This is a genomic window from Acinetobacter sp. FY731 (assembly GCF_059515905.1).
Genome location: NZ_JCAKNB010000005.1, coordinates 89,952 through 106,566 on the forward strand (window position 1 = coordinate 89,952; position 16,615 = coordinate 106,566).

Annotated in this window: 16 protein-coding genes; 3 read left to right on the forward strand and 13 right to left on the reverse strand. The window is 36.1% G+C overall.

Annotated elements, in window-relative coordinates:
• Positions 1–68: 68 nt before the first annotated feature.
• Complete coding sequence (locus AC5YC8_RS08500; RefSeq protein ID WP_496164207.1) at positions 69–941, forward strand: alpha/beta hydrolase family protein; 873 nt, start codon at positions 69–71, stop codon at positions 939–941.
• Between the two features lie 76 nt (positions 942–1,017).
• On the opposite strand, the gene AC5YC8_RS08505 is transcribed toward AC5YC8_RS08500, so the two are convergent.
• On the reverse strand, positions 1,018–2,541 hold the full coding sequence (locus tag AC5YC8_RS08505) for a TerC family protein (RefSeq protein ID WP_496119356.1): 1,524 nt from the start codon (positions 2,539–2,541) through the stop codon (positions 1,018–1,020).
• 413 nt (positions 2,542–2,954) lie between these two features.
• Between AC5YC8_RS08505 and AC5YC8_RS08510 the strand changes: the two genes are divergently transcribed.
• Entirely contained in the window at positions 2,955–3,419 is a 465-nt protein-coding gene (locus AC5YC8_RS08510; protein ID WP_496164208.1) for a MarR family winged helix-turn-helix transcriptional regulator, read from the forward strand.
• Positions 3,420–3,553: 134 nt separating this feature from the next.
• Here AC5YC8_RS08510 and AC5YC8_RS08515 read toward each other — a convergent pair whose 3' ends face one another.
• The 3 genes from AC5YC8_RS08515 to AC5YC8_RS08525 all read right to left on the reverse strand — a co-directional run bounded on the left by AC5YC8_RS08515 (position 3,554) and on the right by AC5YC8_RS08525 (position 8,307).
• Positions 3,554–5,716, reverse strand: a complete 2,163-nt coding sequence (locus AC5YC8_RS08515) for a malate synthase G (protein ID WP_496164209.1) — start codon at positions 5,714–5,716, stop codon at positions 3,554–3,556.
• Between the two features lie 377 nt (positions 5,717–6,093).
• Positions 6,094–7,215, reverse strand: a complete 1,122-nt coding sequence (zapE, locus tag AC5YC8_RS08520) for a cell division protein ZapE (protein ID WP_496164210.1) — start codon at positions 7,213–7,215, stop codon at positions 6,094–6,096.
• Positions 7,216–7,302: 87 nt separating this feature from the next.
• The gene (locus AC5YC8_RS08525) at positions 7,303–8,307 is read right to left on the reverse strand and encodes an AraC family transcriptional regulator (RefSeq protein ID WP_496164211.1); all 1,005 of its coding nucleotides are present in this window, start codon (positions 8,305–8,307) and stop codon (positions 7,303–7,305) included.
• A gap of 219 nt (positions 8,308–8,526) precedes the next feature.
• Between AC5YC8_RS08525 and AC5YC8_RS08530 the strand changes: the two genes are divergently transcribed.
• Complete coding sequence (locus tag AC5YC8_RS08530) at positions 8,527–9,435, forward strand: LysO family transporter (RefSeq protein WP_496164212.1); 909 nt, start codon at positions 8,527–8,529, stop codon at positions 9,433–9,435.
• A 93-nt stretch (positions 9,436–9,528) separates the two neighbouring features.
• Here the strand turns inward: AC5YC8_RS08530 and pyrF are convergent, their stop codons facing one another.
• The 9 genes from pyrF to ung form a co-directional block, all read right to left on the reverse strand.
• Positions 9,529–10,209: an orotidine-5'-phosphate decarboxylase gene (gene pyrF / locus AC5YC8_RS08535; protein WP_496164213.1), complete on the reverse strand. Its 681-nt coding sequence runs from the start codon at positions 10,207–10,209 to the stop codon at positions 9,529–9,531.
• 234 nt (positions 10,210–10,443) lie between these two features.
• Entirely contained in the window at positions 10,444–10,800 is a 357-nt protein-coding gene (locus AC5YC8_RS08540; protein WP_496119338.1) for a lipopolysaccharide assembly protein LapA domain-containing protein, read from the reverse strand.
• Positions 10,801–10,820: 20 nt separating this feature from the next.
• Positions 10,821–11,123, reverse strand: a complete 303-nt coding sequence (locus AC5YC8_RS08545; RefSeq protein ID WP_496119336.1) for an integration host factor subunit beta — start codon at positions 11,121–11,123, stop codon at positions 10,821–10,823.
• 160 nt (positions 11,124–11,283) lie between these two features.
• On the reverse strand, positions 11,284–12,960 hold the full coding sequence (gene rpsA, locus AC5YC8_RS08550) for a 30S ribosomal protein S1 (RefSeq protein WP_496164214.1): 1,677 nt from the start codon (positions 12,958–12,960) through the stop codon (positions 11,284–11,286).
• 110 nt (positions 12,961–13,070) lie between these two features.
• Positions 13,071–13,754 (reverse strand): (d)CMP kinase, encoded by a 684-nt coding sequence (gene cmk / locus AC5YC8_RS08555; protein WP_496119332.1) that lies wholly within the window; start codon positions 13,752–13,754, stop codon positions 13,071–13,073.
• Positions 13,754–14,203: an SRPBCC family protein gene (locus tag AC5YC8_RS08560; RefSeq protein WP_496119330.1), complete on the reverse strand. Its 450-nt coding sequence runs from the start codon at positions 14,201–14,203 to the stop codon at positions 13,754–13,756. Before AC5YC8_RS08560 ends, cmk begins: the two co-directional genes overlap by 1 nt.
• Before the next feature lie 49 nt (positions 14,204–14,252).
• Positions 14,253–14,765 (reverse strand): tRNA adenosine(34) deaminase TadA, encoded by a 513-nt coding sequence (gene tadA / locus AC5YC8_RS08565; protein ID WP_496164215.1) that lies wholly within the window; start codon positions 14,763–14,765, stop codon positions 14,253–14,255.
• Between the two features lie 3 nt (positions 14,766–14,768).
• Complete coding sequence (locus AC5YC8_RS08570; RefSeq protein ID WP_496164216.1) at positions 14,769–15,893, reverse strand: enoyl-CoA hydratase/isomerase family protein; 1,125 nt, start codon at positions 15,891–15,893, stop codon at positions 14,769–14,771.
• Entirely contained in the window at positions 15,890–16,603 is a 714-nt protein-coding gene (gene ung, locus AC5YC8_RS08575) for a uracil-DNA glycosylase (RefSeq protein WP_496164217.1), read from the reverse strand. The genes AC5YC8_RS08570 and ung overlap by 4 nt, the downstream gene beginning before the upstream one ends.
• Positions 16,604–16,615: the final 12 nt, after the last annotated feature.

Sequence of the window (16,615 nt, forward strand, 5' to 3'; positions counted from 1 at the left end):
TGACTGAGCTTCCTCTTATAACTTGTGTACATTAATTGTCATTATCTCTTTCCCATTAAAGAAACACTATGACTGCATCTGAAGATATTAAAATTAAGTGTAAAGATAACTATGTTTTATCAGGACGCTTTTACCCATCAACAAACAATACTAGCAACAATTTTCCTATTTTAATTTGTCCTGCCACAGGTATCACAAAAAATTTCTACCACCCATTTGCACAGTGGTTAAGTGAACAAGGTTATAACGTATTAAGTTTCGATTTTCGAGGAATTGGTGATTCGTTACACGGACATCTTAAAAACTCAAAAGCCAGCATTGTACAATGGGGACAACTTGATATTCCTGCTGCAATTGAAGCGTTACTCGCTAAAACACAAGAAAATAAAGTTATTCTTTTAGGTCATAGCGCTGGTGGACAACTTTTAGGTATTGTGCCTAATTATGAAAAAGTTGCTAAAGTTATTGCTGTTTCAGGTTCAACTGGACACGTTAAAGGCTTAAAAGGACGTACCAAAATTTTAGCCCCTGTTATGTTCAAAGGTATTTTTCCTATCGCTAGATTTACTCTTGGATATGGTCCTACAAATGCTATTGGCATGGGTGAAAATTTACCGAAAGATGTAGCAAAACAATGGGCCCAATTTTGTGGAAAAGCCGGCTATATTATTAATGCTATTGGCGATACAGTCGATGCCCATGATAATTTTCACGAAAAAATTACAACACCTATTACCGTGCTTTGGTCATCTGATGATGAAATTGCAACAAAAGAGAATGTAAAAGACTTGCTTCGCTTATACCCAAATAGCAAAACTGAAATGATTGAACTTATACCTCAAGATTATGGACACAAAGCAATTGGACATATGCTTATGTTTAAAAAATCTCATCAAAACTTATGGTCAGCCATTGAAAATAAACTTCAACATATAAAATAAATATCTACCATTACTTTACTACCCTTCAACAAAAAGCCCCACAGATGTGAGGCTTTTTTTTATATACACTTAAAAATTAGTGACGAATAAGAACCGTTTTAATTCGATTAGACTCCATTTCAGTCACTTCAAAATGAACACCGTTATATTTCAACTCGGTACCCACTTCAACTTCACCTTCAACTTTTTCTAGAATTAAACCAGCAACACTAATATAACCAGCATCTTCTTCAACTAGATCTAACATACCTAGTTCAAGTTCAAGTTGATACACATCAAGCATACCGCTAGCTTTCCATGTTGTATCATCCAATTTCACCAAATCTAATTGCTCATCCGCATCTGGGAATTCACCCGCAATTGCTTCAAATACATCCAATGGAGAAACCAATCCTTGTACAACACCAAACTCATCACTCACTAATACTAATGAACCTTTTGAAGTCCTTAAAGTATTAATTGCATCAATGACTTTCATTTTTTCAAAAATGTAAATTGGGCGATGACGTTTAATTAAATCCTTGAGTTGCTCTTGATCATCGACAACATCAAGTAATTCTTTTGCACGCACAACGCTAATAACTTTATCTAAGCTACCGCGACACACTGGAAACAAGCTATGCGGTACAGATAAGATTTTTTCACGAATTTCTTCAGGACTATCATCTAAATCAACCCAAGAAATTTGACTTCTTGGCGTCATAATAGAAGCAACTGAACGCTCGGCAAGTGTTAATACACCACCAATCATATAACGCTCTTCGTCAGCAAAAGTATCTTTAGCCTCACTCACCTGACCATCAGCATCTTGAGTTGCAATTTGCCCACCCATCAATTTAAAAATTGAGTCTGCCGTACGGTGACGTAATGGAATTTTAGATTCATGCTTTACTACATTTCGCTTAGAGAATTGGTTAAATGCTTCAATTAAAATTGCAACACCAATACCTGAGTAAATATAACCTTTAGGAATATGGAAGCCAAAACCTTCAGCAATTAAGCTAATACCGATAAGTAAAAGGAAGCTTAAACAAAGAATAACAACAGTAGGATGTCTATTGACAAACACTGTTAATGGTTTAGATGCAATTAACATCACAACCACAGCAATGGTAACAGCAGCCATCATCACGTAGATATTATCTACCATACCAATAGCAGTAATTACCGAATCGAGGGAGAATACAGCATCTAGCACAACAATTTGCGCAACAACCATACCAAATCCAGCATACACAACCTCTGAAGTTGACTGTACTTCTGGTTTCCCTTCAATTTTTTCATGTAGCTCTGTAACTGCTTTATACACTAAGAACAAACCACCAAATAACAGAATCAAGTCTCGTCCTGAAAAAGACAAGTCTGCAAATTCAACAATTGGTTTTGTAAGAGTGACTAACCAAGCAATAACAGAAAGAAGTCCCAAGCGCATAATTAACGCTAAAGAAAGACCAATAATACGTGCTTTATCACGTTGTTCAGGGGGAAGTTTTTCTGCCAAAATAGCGATAAAAACTAAATTATCAATACCAAGAACAATTTCCAAAATTATCAGTGTTATTAAACCAACCCAAATTCCCGGATCTAATAGAAACTCCATTAGTTAAATTCTCCGTTCTGGTTAGTTGGAAACTGTATATCAAGACCTGCGCTCTGCGACGGATCCATGTTTTTAACCTTTTCAACAATAGTTAAAACTATTATGCACAAAGTTGAAATTTTGTAATTCATTTTTTTAAAATATTTTGTAAATTATTGATACCTCTAATAATGCTTCTGCATTTTCTATAAAGAACTCGGAATAAATAGAACAAAAAACACCCTTAAAAACACAATTTAAAACATATATATTTTAAACAAAAATATAAATATTAAACTTAAACTACTAATATTAAATACTATTAATCCATTTTTTAAAAAAATAAAGACTTGCAAATAGTGTTTAACTTCACATAAAATAGTAAAATTTCAGATATTAAAATTAAAAAACAATTCCAATATATAGGCTACATCATGAGCAAAAAATACTCAAAATTTCTTCCCTCATCGGAAAATTTTTCATTAGAACAATTCCCATACTACTGGATTGCACAGGTTTACTCTCAACAAGTTAATCAAGTTGATCATGCCTTAAAGAAATACGGCTTAGATAACTCACGTCGTCGCATTTTAATGGCATTAAAAGCAAATTCAGATGCGAGTGTTTCTGACCTTTCAGATATGGTTGTATCTAAAATGTCGACAACCACAAAAATTGTATATCGCTTAAAAGATGAAGGTTTGGTACACACTTATTCATGTGAAGATGATGCGCGTATTACACGTGTTTTACTCACTGAAAAAGGTATTGAAATGACAAATAAAATCAGTGATTTAACATCAGTCGTTTTAGAACAATCTTTTGATGGATTAACACCATTACAAATTGAAAAAATGATGGAAAGCTTACGTCACATTTTCAAAAATTTATCTCGTTAATTTTTTTAAATATAAAATCAATAAATAAATTAGATTCTATCTCCTTAATTTCTAATAATCTCTAAATATTAATTTAGACAGCTCTGAACATAAAAAAAGCCTCTTACGAGGCTTTTTTTATTTAACAAATGAAATTAATCACCCGTATAACCTTTTAATTTCAAACGATAAGCATGTAAAAGCGGCTCAGTATATCCTGAAGGTTGCTCTGCACCTTTAAACACTAAGTCATAAGCAGCTTTATACGCATAACCATCAAAACTTGGAGCCATTGGCGTATAGAGTGGATCATTCGCATTTTGCTCATCCACAATTTTAGCCATACGCTTCATAACTTCTTCAACCTGCTCTTTCGTTACAATACCGTGACGTAACCAGTTTGCAACGTGCTGTGAAGAAATACGTAAGGTTGCACGATCTTCCATTAAGCCAACGTTATTGATATCGGGCACCTTCGAACAACCTACACCCAAGTCTACCCAACGAACAACATAACCTAAAATACCTTGTAGGTTATTTTCCAGCTCATTGTTTTTCTCTTCAGCAGACCAATTTGTATTTGTTGCTAAAGGTGGAGTTAACAAATCATCTAAAGGAAGAGCTTCCGTTTGTAGCAATTCTTTTTGACGTTCAGATACATTACATTGGTGATAATGAATCGCATGAATTACCGCACCCGATGGTGATGGAACCCATGCACAGCTTGCACCTGCTTGAGGATGTTCAATTTTGGTTTTGTACATATCTAAAAGCATATCTGGTTTTGGCCACATACCTTTACCAATTTGCGCTTTACCACGTAAACCAGTTTGAAGACCAATCATCACATTACGGTTTTCATACGCAGGGAACCAAATTTGAGACTTCACTTCAGTTTTACGAACAAATGGACCTGCTTCCATAAAGGTATGAATTTCATCCCCTGTACGATCCATGAAACCTGTATTAATAAAGATTGTGCGATCTTTTGCTGCCGCAATACAGTTTTTCAAGTTTACAGATGTACGACGCTCTTCATCCATAATACCGATTTTTAATGTTTTAGCAGGTAAACCAAGTGCTTGCTCTGCACACTCGAATAATTCAACAGCAAAAGCAACTTCTTCTGGACCATGCATTTTTGGCTTAACAATGTACATAGAACCCTTACGTGAGTTTCTATTTTCGTTTTCACCTTTAATATCTGCAAACGTCAATAATGGTGTAATTAATGCATCCATAATACCTTCGTAGATTTCAGCACCATCCACAAGAATTGCTGGATTAGTCATTAAATGACCAACATTACGAAGAAGCATTAATGAACGACCATGAAGTTTTGCTTCACTGCCTGTTAAATCTGTATACGTACGATCTTTATTTAATGTACGTGTAATCGTTTTGCCATTTTTTTCAATAGATTCAGATAAAGTACCTTTCATTAAGCCTAACCAATTACGGTAGCCTTCTACTTTTTCTTCTGCATCTACTGCAGCAATTGAATCTTCTAAATCTTGAATCGTTGTTACAGCAGATTCAAGAACAAGATCTTTTACGCCCGCCGCATCCGTTTGACCAATTGGGCTTGTTGCATCAATTTCAATAATTACATGCAAACCATTGTTCAATAGAATGATTTCTTTAGGTGCTAGTGCATCACCATTAAAACCAACAAATTGAGCTTCATTTGCTAAAGTTGTTGTTGAACCATCTTTTAACGTTACAGCTAGTTTTTTACCTTCAACCATGTATTTGGTCACATCTTCATGTGAACCTGCTAACAACGGGAAAGTTTCATTTAAAAAGTTTTTAGCGAATGCAATCACTTTTGCGCCACGAACTGGGTTATAGCCTTTACCCTTGTCAGCGCCACCATCTTCTGGAATTACATCAAAACCGTAAAGAGCATCATATAAAGAGCCCCAACGTGCATTTGCAGCATTTAAGCAATAACGTGCATTACGAACAGGTACAACAAGTTGTGAACCTGCTAAAAGCGCTATTTCTTCATCTACATTTTCAGTTGTAATTTGAAAATCTTCTACTTCTGGTAATAAGTAGCCAATTTCTGTCAAGAAAGCTTTGTAAGCTCCTAATTCAAATTTATTATTGCGGTGCCATTCATCAATTTTCGCTTGAATGTCATCACGCTTAGCAAGCAGTGCTTTATTTTTAGGACTAAGATCAACGACAACTTGTTCAAAGTTTTTCCAGTAAGTTTCACTGTTTAAACCAGAACCTGGTAATGCTTCATTTTCGATAAAATCGTAGAGTTCTTTAGCAATTGCTAACTTGCCTTTTTGAATACGTGCAGTCATTGTCTTTCCTGATATTGCTACTTTTTATACAAGAGTTTCTAGTATACCCATTTATACTTTGCTGAATAGCATTATCACATTGCTAAATAATCATCATTTATTATCAAATAGATAGATTTACTTTTAATAAATTTTAGATTAAAAATACAACAACGCTATTCTGCTGAATACTCATTTATAATGTATAAATTTCTTGTATGAAGAAATTAGACTTAAGTTCAGATTTTTGTTTTAAAACCATACAAAGTCTAGCGTTCATTAAACTAAATGAACAAAGATTAAGCCATGAATAGATCGTATTGTCGACCCATTCAACAAAAATATATAATAAAAAAGCACCCAATTTGGATGCTTTTTTTATTCACTTTATACGTATATTAAAGTTGCTTATGTGCTGTATTTAAGTACTCATCCGATTGCATTTCAAGCAAACGTGAACGCGTGCGTTCAATTTCAAAGGCTAATCTTTCACCACTATACAAATCAATAATCGAATCTTCTGATGTTAAAATAAGCTTTACACCTCGATCGTAGAATTCATCGACCAAATAAATGAAACGTCTTGTACCTTCAGACAACACATCATTCAAGTGAGGTACATTACTCACTAAAACAGTATTATAAACATTAGCAATCTCAATAAAATCTACTGGACTACGTGGCTTCAAACATAGTTCTGAATACTCACACCATAAAACATCTTCTGTATGACTAATTGTTTCAACAGTTCGGCTATTAATAATAATCGACTCTTGTGATTGTACTTGCGTTTGCGTTAATGCGGCGTAACGCTGAGAGATCCACAATTGATGTTCATGTGTTAATGGTGATTTAAACAATTGTGCCTGCTTCAACACACGTAAACGGTAATCCACCCCCGCATCTACATTTAAAATTGTGCAGTTTGTTTTTACCAATTCAATGGTTGGTATAAAGCGATCACGATGAATACCATTTTTATATAAACCATCTGGAGCAATATTTGATGTTGCAACCAACGTCACACCACGGGCAAAAAGCTTTTGGAATAAATCACTTAAAATCATTGCATCCGTTACGTTTGATACGAAAAACTCATCAAAACAGATCACAACAGCTTCTTTATAAATTTGATCAGCAACCAAATCTAATGGGTTTCTTTGACCCGAAAGCTTATTCAATTCTTTATGTACATGCTGCATAAAGTGGTGAAAGTGCATACGCATTTTTCGACGAAATGGAACAGAGTCATAAAACTGATCCATCAGCCATGTTTTACCACGACCAACACCGCCCCACATATACACACCTTTAGGTGGTACTTGTTTACGAAAACGACGAAATGCTTTTTTAGATGCTTTATAACGCTGAATTAATTCTTGCCATACTCGATCTAACTCATGCACAGCCTGAGCTTGAGCTTCATCTGGCATAAATTGCCCAGATGATATTGCTTGGGCATATCGTTCTGCGGGTGATACTGGACTAAACGCTGTATTTGTTGAGTTTAAATCTGACATATTTTTCAAGGCTAATTTTGGGGCTGATGGATTATAACGAAGATTCTCATACATTATATATAACACTTTTGCATAAATTAACTTAGGCTATTTATATTGCCGAGGACTATAACCAAACCATCGTTTAAAGGCATGATTAAAAGCCGCAGGCTCAGAATAACCCAATAATTCTGCAATGTTTTCAATTGAATATTGAGGATATTCAATTAATTTAAGTGCTTTTTGTTTAATGATATCTTCACGAATTTGCTTATAACTAGTTTGCATTTTACATAACTGATGACGCAAAGTTCTTTCAGGAATATTAAGTGCTTTTGATGTTTCAGCCATTGTAGGCATTACACCTTGCTGTAGCTCTAAATAGTCTTTTACACATTGTATAAGAGGTGGTTTTATATCCACTTCACGCAAACGACATAACTCATTTTCACATTTTTGCTCATAAGCTTTAAATGAAGCAAAATCTGCTGAAACCACCTTCATACTCAAAACATCACGATCAAAATAAAATACTGCTTGCTTGGCATTAAACTCAATCTCATCTCCAAAAGTATCTATATACATTTGGTTTAAATGAAAAGTTTTGGGCGTTTCAAATGGTAAACCAACCTTTATTGAAGGGGATTTTAAACCCAACATTCTAAATAAATCATGAATAAACCGATATGTTCCAGAAATCTCACAATGTGCTAAAAACAAACCCAATTGCGTTTGCAAATTCACGGGTTTTAAAATCAAAGCCACTTTATCATCAAAATATTGAACATCTAAGTGCCCATTTAAATGAGTTAAACGATGATACTCTATGCCTTTTTCAAGCACTTTTTGAATATTATCGCTTGCAATAAGCAGCATAAGTAGTGGACCATAACCTACTAAAGAGTAATGCTGACCGATGCCCAACCCCTGCTCAGGAGCAAAGCCATCACCCAATATGGTCAAAACATCTTGCTCTAAGTTGGGATGAATAACTGAACTCAGATCAAGTGTATTTTCACTCAGTCCAATTCTTTCTAATTTTTGGTCGACATTAATTCCCGCTTTACGCATTCCTTGAATTAAATACAACAGACTTAGAATTGATCTTTTCATGAAAAATAAAATGAGTGCTTTTGTATTTTTTACTCTATTTCATATCTCTTTCATATTGCCGAAACTATCAATCTTTCCACCATCATCCCCACCCAACATATTAAAGCATTAATTTATACTCAATATATTCAACATAAAAAACAACTTTATACCAATGATAAATACAAACTTATTTTAAAGTCTGCATAATAGACAGGTTTTTATTAACTACTATTATCCATGCAATCTATTTGGCTTATTACTCAACTACTCATTTGCCTAGCATTAGGCTTTATATGTGCTCATCGCATTCCAAAATTTATAGAAAAAGCATCATTTAAAGTTTTACCTTATTTTTCATATATTTTACTTTTTGCAATCGCTTTTGAATTCTCACAAATTATCGAAACCATTACACACCCTCAACTCATACTTAAGAATGCAATCATCCTTTCTTTAAGCACAACTTTTGGTGCATTTATATGCTGTTATCTCATTTTTAAAACAGTGGGATATACAACTACTCATGGAAAAGTCTCTTTAGACTTATTCCTAAAATCTTTATTTAATATTAGTTATGCGCTTATTGTATTAGCAGCTGGTTACTTTAGCTCATTCCTCTTACAGTCTGCCGATTACACAATACATTTAAATTCGTGGACTTTACTGCTTATTTTTATGTTTTTAATTGGCTTAGATTTAGCTCATTCCCCACTCGATAAATCTTGGATAAATTGGAAAATTTTACTTGTTCCGATTGGTGCAATTATTGGTTCATTACTTGGTGCGTGTTTTAGCATATTAATCATTCAAAATATCGCATTAAAAGATCTTATTATGCTTTCTCAAGGTTATGGATTTTACTCTATGACAGGCATCGTTATTACAGAATTACGTAATGCAGAATTAGGCAGTATTGCCTTAATGAATGATTTATTGAGAGAAATTATTGCAATTTTACTGATGTATACTTTAGGTTGGAAATATCCTAGATCTGCAATCGCATCAGCAGGCGCAACATCTATGGATGCAACACTACCTATGGTGAAACAAGCCTGTGGTAATGACTTTATTCCACATGCAATGGTTAGTGGATTTATTCTTTCTATTCTTGCACCTATTGCTGTGAGCATATTGGCTGCGATTTAATTTTTTTAATAACACACTCAATCCCCCCCACAGTCCCTCTTTGTAAAGAGGGATCGCTACTCCCTTTTGAAAAAGGGAGGTTGGGGGAAGTTTTTACAATGTCGCCAAAATATCTTGCAATGTCTGACTCGGATTTTCAGATTTAGTAATTGGTCGACCAATAACCAAATGGGTAGAACCATCAAGCATTGCTTGTTTTGGTGTCACAATACGTTTTTGATCATCCGCATTTGAACCTTCAGGTCGAATACCTGGTGTAACTAAAGCAAAGTCTTTCCCTAAAGCTTCACGTAACATTTTTGCTTCTTGAGCTGAACACACTACACCGTCTAAACCACTCTCTTTCGTTAAAGAAGCTAAACGTTTTACTTGCTCAAATGGTTCAATATCTAAACCAATATCTTTAAGATCTTCACGCCCCATAGACGTTAAAACCGTTACCGCAATTAACTGTGTATTATAATTCCCAACTTTTAAACGCTCTACACAAGTTTCCATCATCTTGCGACCACCAGAAGCATGAACATTAACCATCCACACCCCCATATCCGCTGCAGCACACACTGCTTGAGCTGTTGTATTTGGAATATCATGGAATTTTAAATCAAGGAAAACTTCAAAGTTTAAATTATGTAAGGCTTTTACTACACCCGAACCCTCATGTGTAAATAACTCTTTACCAACTTTTACTCGACACAATGCAGGATCCAACTGCTCTGCCATTTTTAATGCGTCATATTGGCTTTTAGCATCTAATGCAACAATGATACTCAAGAGATTTACCTATCGTTCAGACAAAAAGAAAGCACATTATAAAGCTTATTCACTAATGAACAAAGGAATTAAAAAGTTAGTTATATGAAACAATTATTTTTACTTACACTTCTTCACATATTCAGGCATAAAAAAACACCCAGCAGAAATCTACGGGTGTTTGATTAATAGGTATCACAAACATCATGCCACTTTAAAATAACATCATGTTAATTCTTAAATTACAACACAAAATTAGTTTTGATGATCTTCAGCACTTACATCTAAAACTGTTTTTTCATGTCGCTTATTTGCTGCTGCTTCTGCTGCCGCCAATTGAGCAGTTTGAATTTGCTCTTTACGAAGATAATCAATGTCTTTACGTAAACGTTTAATTTCCCAACTTTGTTGGAATACACGGAAAATTTGCACACCAAGCAATAACCCTAAAACAATCCCCAAAGAAAGTGTTAGTAATAACAACAATCCTAAGCGCATTGCAGGTACTTGCGTAAACAATAAGTCTACAGATAGCTCGGTACTATTTTGTAGAACTAATGCCAGTGAATAACCAAATAGTACAAGTAAAATTATAACCAATACGTAGCGCATAAATACTCCGTTAAATATTTTTATTGCGCGGATTCATTCACTGCATCACGTAATGCTTTACCTGGCTTAAAGTGAGGCACAGCTTTTGCTGCAACCTCAACCGACTTACCAGTCTTCGGATTACGACCCACACGTGGTTCACGATGATGGAGTGCAAAACTACCAAATCCACGAATCTCAATTCGATCATCTGCAGATAACGATGCAATCATTTGATCGATCATTATTTTAACAGCTTCTTCCACCAATGGCTCAGCCAAATGTGGATTTTTTAGAGAAATACGCTCTATTAAGTCAGACTTATTAAGTGCTTCGCTAGTCATCTACGACCTCTTTAATTATCAAGCTACTTTAACATACCTATGATAATAACCTGTTTAAATACAAAACGGTAGCGTAATAAGTTAATACTACGCTACCGTTTATTGTATTTGTGTAAAAAGTATTAGTTAATTTACATTAATAATACCTTTAAACGAATACTTAGTTGCCCATTTGAGCTTTGATCAAATCACCAATAGTCTTAGGACCATTGTCTGAGCTAGTCGCTGCAGTTTTCAAATTAGCAACAGCTTCTTTCTCTTCAGCTTCGTCTTTCGCTTTGATAGACAAGTTGATAGCACGTGACTTGCGGTCAACGTTAATGATTTTAGCTTCAACTTCTTGACCAACTTCAAGGAACTTAGTTGCATCTTCAACGCGATCGCGATTGATTTCAGATGCTTTAAGAGTCGCTTCAACTTCGTCAGCTAACTTAACAGTAGCGCCTTTAGCGTCAACTGCAGTTACAGTACCTTTAACCAATGCACCACGTTCGTTCGCAACTAAGAAATCATTGAACGGATCGTTGTTCATTTGCTTGATACCAAGGCTAATACGGTTGCCGTCAGCATCTACAGATAAGATAACCGCTTCAACAGTGTCACCTTTCTTGTAACGACGGATAGCTTCTTCGCCTTGTTCGTTCCAAGAAATATCAGATAAGTGAACTAAGCCATCGATACCGCCAGGTAAACCGATGAAGATACCGAAGTCAGTGATTGACTTGATAGTACCTGAAACTTTTTCGCCTTTATCATGGTTTTTAGAGAACTCTTCCCATGGGTTAGCACGAGTTTGTTTAATACCAAGAGAAATACGACGACGTTCTTCATCAACTTCAAGAACCATAACATCAACTTCATCACCAATCTGAACTACTTTAGATGGGTGGATGTTTTTGTTAGTGTGATCCATTTCTGAAACGTGTACTAAACCTTCAACGCCTTCAGCGATTTCTGCGAAACAGCCGTAGTCAGTTAAGTTAGTTACGCGAGCTTTAACGATAGAACCTTTAGGGTAACGGTTCATGATCGCTAACCATGGATCTTCGCCTAATTGCTTAAGACCTAAAGATACGCGGTTACGTTCTTTGTCAAATTTAAGTACTTTAACAGTAACTTCTTGACCAACTTCAACAACTTCTGAAGGGTGCTTGATGCGTTTCCAAGCCATATCAGTGATGTGAAGAAGACCGTCAATACCGCCAAGGTCAACAAATGCGCCGTAGTCAGTAAGGTTTTTGATCGTACCAGTAACAGTTTGACCTTCTTCAAGCTGAGCAAGAAGAGCTTCACGGTCAGCTGAAGATTCAGCTTCCATAACAGCACGACGTGAAACAACAACGTTGTTACGTTTAGCGTCAAGTTTGATTACTTTGAATTCTAACTCTTTACCTTCTAAGTGAGTAGTATCACGAATAGGACGAGTATCAACTAAAGAACCTGGAAGGAATGCACGTACTGGACCGATGTCAACAGTGAAACCGCCTTTAACTTTACCAGAGATAACACCAGTAACGATTTCGCCGTCTTCAAAGATTTTTTCAAGTTTAGTCCAAGTTTCAGCGCGTTTAGCTTTTTCGCGTGAAAGAACTGTTTGACCCATACCGTTGTCAAGAGCTTCAACAACAACGTCTACAGTGTCGCCAACTTGAACTTCAAGTTCACGTTGTTCATTTAAGAATTCAGCACGGTCAACAACGCCTTCAGATTTAAGGCCAGTGTCAACAGTTACCCAGTCAGAGTCGATGCTTACTACAACGCCTTGGATGACAGCACCCTTTTCAACGTTGAGGTTTAATTCGCTTTCTTCAAAGAGGGCTGCAAAAGATTCGGTCATGATATACCTGATAAAGTCAGCGGTCTTGGATCAGACAAGGCCGGTTTAATTAAGCATCTACATAGTCCATATAAAACTGATCAAGCTATGCGTTTGCTGAAAATATTGAGTTATTTGGCTAATTGCTGATTTACATAAGTAATCATCAGCTTAAATACTTCATCAATGTTCAATGTTGAACTATCAATGATGTACGCATCATCAGCAGGCTTGAGTGGAGCGACTTCTCGTTCCATATCTCGTCTATCACGTGCTTCGATATTAGCTAAAATGTCGCTTATTTTAACATCTAGCCCCATACCCTGCAACTGGTTTACACGTCGCTCGGCTCTAGACTGAGCAGAAGCTGTCAAATATATCTTTGCTTGCGCTTCTGGAAAAATGGTCGTTGCCATATCTCGACCATCTGCAACAAGCCCAGGTGCTTGTGCAAAATCACGCTGACGTTGTAACAAGGCAGTTCTAAGTTCTGGAATTGCAGCAACTTTTGATGCAAAAGAACCAACTTCTTCTGTTCGAATTTCTTGTGACACATCTTCATGATCTAACAGAACTTTTGTACCTTGTTCACCACTTAAAAATTGAATATTTAATTGTGACGCAATGTGTACACACTGTGCTAACTGAGTATCTAATTGATCAAGTAATTGTTTATTCTTCAATGACAATCCAAGCAAACGATAAAGCGCACCAGAATCTAAAAGATGAAATTGATAATGCATAGCTAGTTTTGCAGCAAGTGTCCCCTTACCTGAACCACTTGGACCATCAATTGTAATAATTTGAACTGTCATTAGATTTCCGTTTGAACTGATACAGTTTTAGCGAGTTTAGAGAAGCCTAGTTTAATCCCAGATTTTAGCTGCGCAAGAATTAATTTACTTACAAACGGCAACCTCATCTGCAATTCAATGGTGTAATTTACACGGGTAACATGACGATCAATCGCTTCAAATGTGATAATCCCAATATGATGTTTAACCAATGGGTTTTTAATAATTTTATATTCAATACGCTCATTGGGTAGCAATAAGGTAATTTGCTCTTGTAAAGGCTTAATTTTACCAATACCCAATTTCCTAATCGACCCAACCCCATCTGGACGACTTGTGTCTAACGAATCTTTAATACGCTCAACTTGCATAGGCGCAAACGCTACATTATAAGTGTCATGTTTCGACAGCAATTCAAATACTTGCTCGATTGGCGCATTAAAGTCTTTTGTAATAGATATTGAGTTCATTATTTTATCCAACATTATTTTTGCGTAAATTAAGACTAAATATATTGATCTATTCTATTTTATTCTCGAACTTTTCAATATTTTTTAACTGACGCTTTTGCTCTCTACGCATTTTAAAAAAGGCAGATAATTGAGCAGAACACTCATTAGCTAAACAGCCCGATTCAAATTCAAAAACATGATTATAGTAACCACTACTTAACAACTGACGTGCACTAATTAACGAACCAGCCTTAGGTTCAGTTGTCGCAAAAACAACACGTTGAATTCGAGAATGAATTAAAGCACCCACACACATCGTGCATGGCTCAAGCGTCACATAAAGCGTGGCATCTTCAGGCAATCGATAATTTTTAATATGCTCACATGCTTGTCGAATCGCAACAATTTCAGCATGTGCTGTTGGATCATTTAAGGAAATTGGTGCATTGAAGCCCGAACCAATAATTTCGTTCCGGCTTACAATAATAGCACCTACTGGAATTTCCCCAATTGAGGCAGCTTGTTCAGCTTGCTCAATTGCCTGCTGCATCCAATATTCATCGGTAAAGCTTTCAGACATAACTTAACTAATTACACCATAATGCTTAAGCAAGATATTCCAACTTTCAATTGTTGTTACAGGCGGGTTATCCGCTAAAATTCCTTTTAGAGATAAGTCTACGCCCTTATACCATTCAGGTGATAAATCTTTATCAACCAAACGAGCACGTACACCCTCTACAAAGTCAGGATGACGGATTTTCCAATCTGAAATTTGGCGCTCAAGCTCAAATACTTCATTCCAAGAATGTATTTGCTTACCCCATTGCCACAACAACCATGTTAAAGCAGCGGTAGTTGGAGAACCTTTTTGTAAATTCTCACTTGCCTGACGTAGCCAATCACTTCGTGCATCACTTAAACCAATAATAGATTCATAGTCATGTTCAAAATTCACACCACGGCACACACTTTGAATAACATCTAGAGAGTTTTGCAATGGACCAGGACCAACAGGTCTATGCATACTATTTAGCGTGTCATCAATGGCACGAAAATCACCTGCTGGATAGTGATTCCAATCAATATTAATCACTTTGCTTAACACAGAATCACGTTGAGCATCACAAATATGAGTTGCCCACCCAATTCCGTATGCTCCCGCAGCAGTCATAATTGAGCCCGTTAAGCCCGTAAACAAACCAATTGCTCCACGGTCAGCTAAAAAGCGTGTTGCACCAACATCCGGATATAAACCAATGTTAATTTCAGGCATTGCTAAACGTGAATATGGTGTCACTAAACGAAATGGTGCAGCCATAAATAAGCCTAAACCACCACCCATTACATAACCTTCACCCCAAACCAAAACAGGTTTAGCATAATTATGAAGAAGTAAATCTAGAGCATATTCTTGTTCAAAAAAACTATTTGCTGTATCAACTTCATCATTAATTACAAGTTGACGCAGTTTACGAACATCACCACCCGCACAAAATGCCTTTGGTGTTGTTGAATCTAGCCAAATTGCCTTAACGCTATCATCTGTATGAAAGTCTTGAAAAACTTCCAATAAAGCCGTAGCAATAGACTCATCTAAAGCATGTAAAGATTTCGGACGATTTAATCGAACTATGCGCCATCCATTGATAGCTTCCTCAACAATTAAGTCAGGATGATAATTTTTTGAAATGGGAGAATATGTCATGCGTCCAGCTGCCAATCTATAGGCTCAATGCCATTTTGTTTAAGATAATTATTTGTTTTTGAAAACGCTTTACAACCAAAAAAACCACCTCGGTTTGCTGCCAATGGAGATGGATGAGCAGCTTTTAATACCAAGTGTTTGTTTTGATCGATTCGTTGTCCTTTACGTTGTGCATACGCCCCCCATAGAATGAAAACAATATGCTCACGTTGTTCATTTAATACATCAATCACATGATCTGTAAAATCTTCCCAGCCACGTTTTTGATGCGACGTTGGTTGTCCTGCTTCCACCGTCAATACACTATTTAAGAGCAGTACACCCTGTTCTGCCCAACGACTTAAATCACCATATTTTGAAACTGGGAGCTCTAAATCATTGTGTAACTCATGAAAAATATTACGCAAAGATGGCGGTAATGCAAGCCCTCTTTGTACAGAAAAGCTTAATCCATGTGCCTGATTCGGTCCATGATAAGGATCTTGCCCTAAAATCACGACCTTTACATTAGGTAAAGGTGTTGTATTTAAAGCATTAAAAATAAGATGGCTTGGTGGATAAACTACTTTCTCTGCTTTTTTCTCTTGAATCAAGAAGTCCTTTAACTCATCCATTTTAGGACTGAGTAAAAATTCACTTAAACTATCTTTCCAACTTGCTTCCAACTGCACTTTTTCTAACTTCGCAAGCTGTAGATCTGTTAAAGGCATACTTCTTCCTTA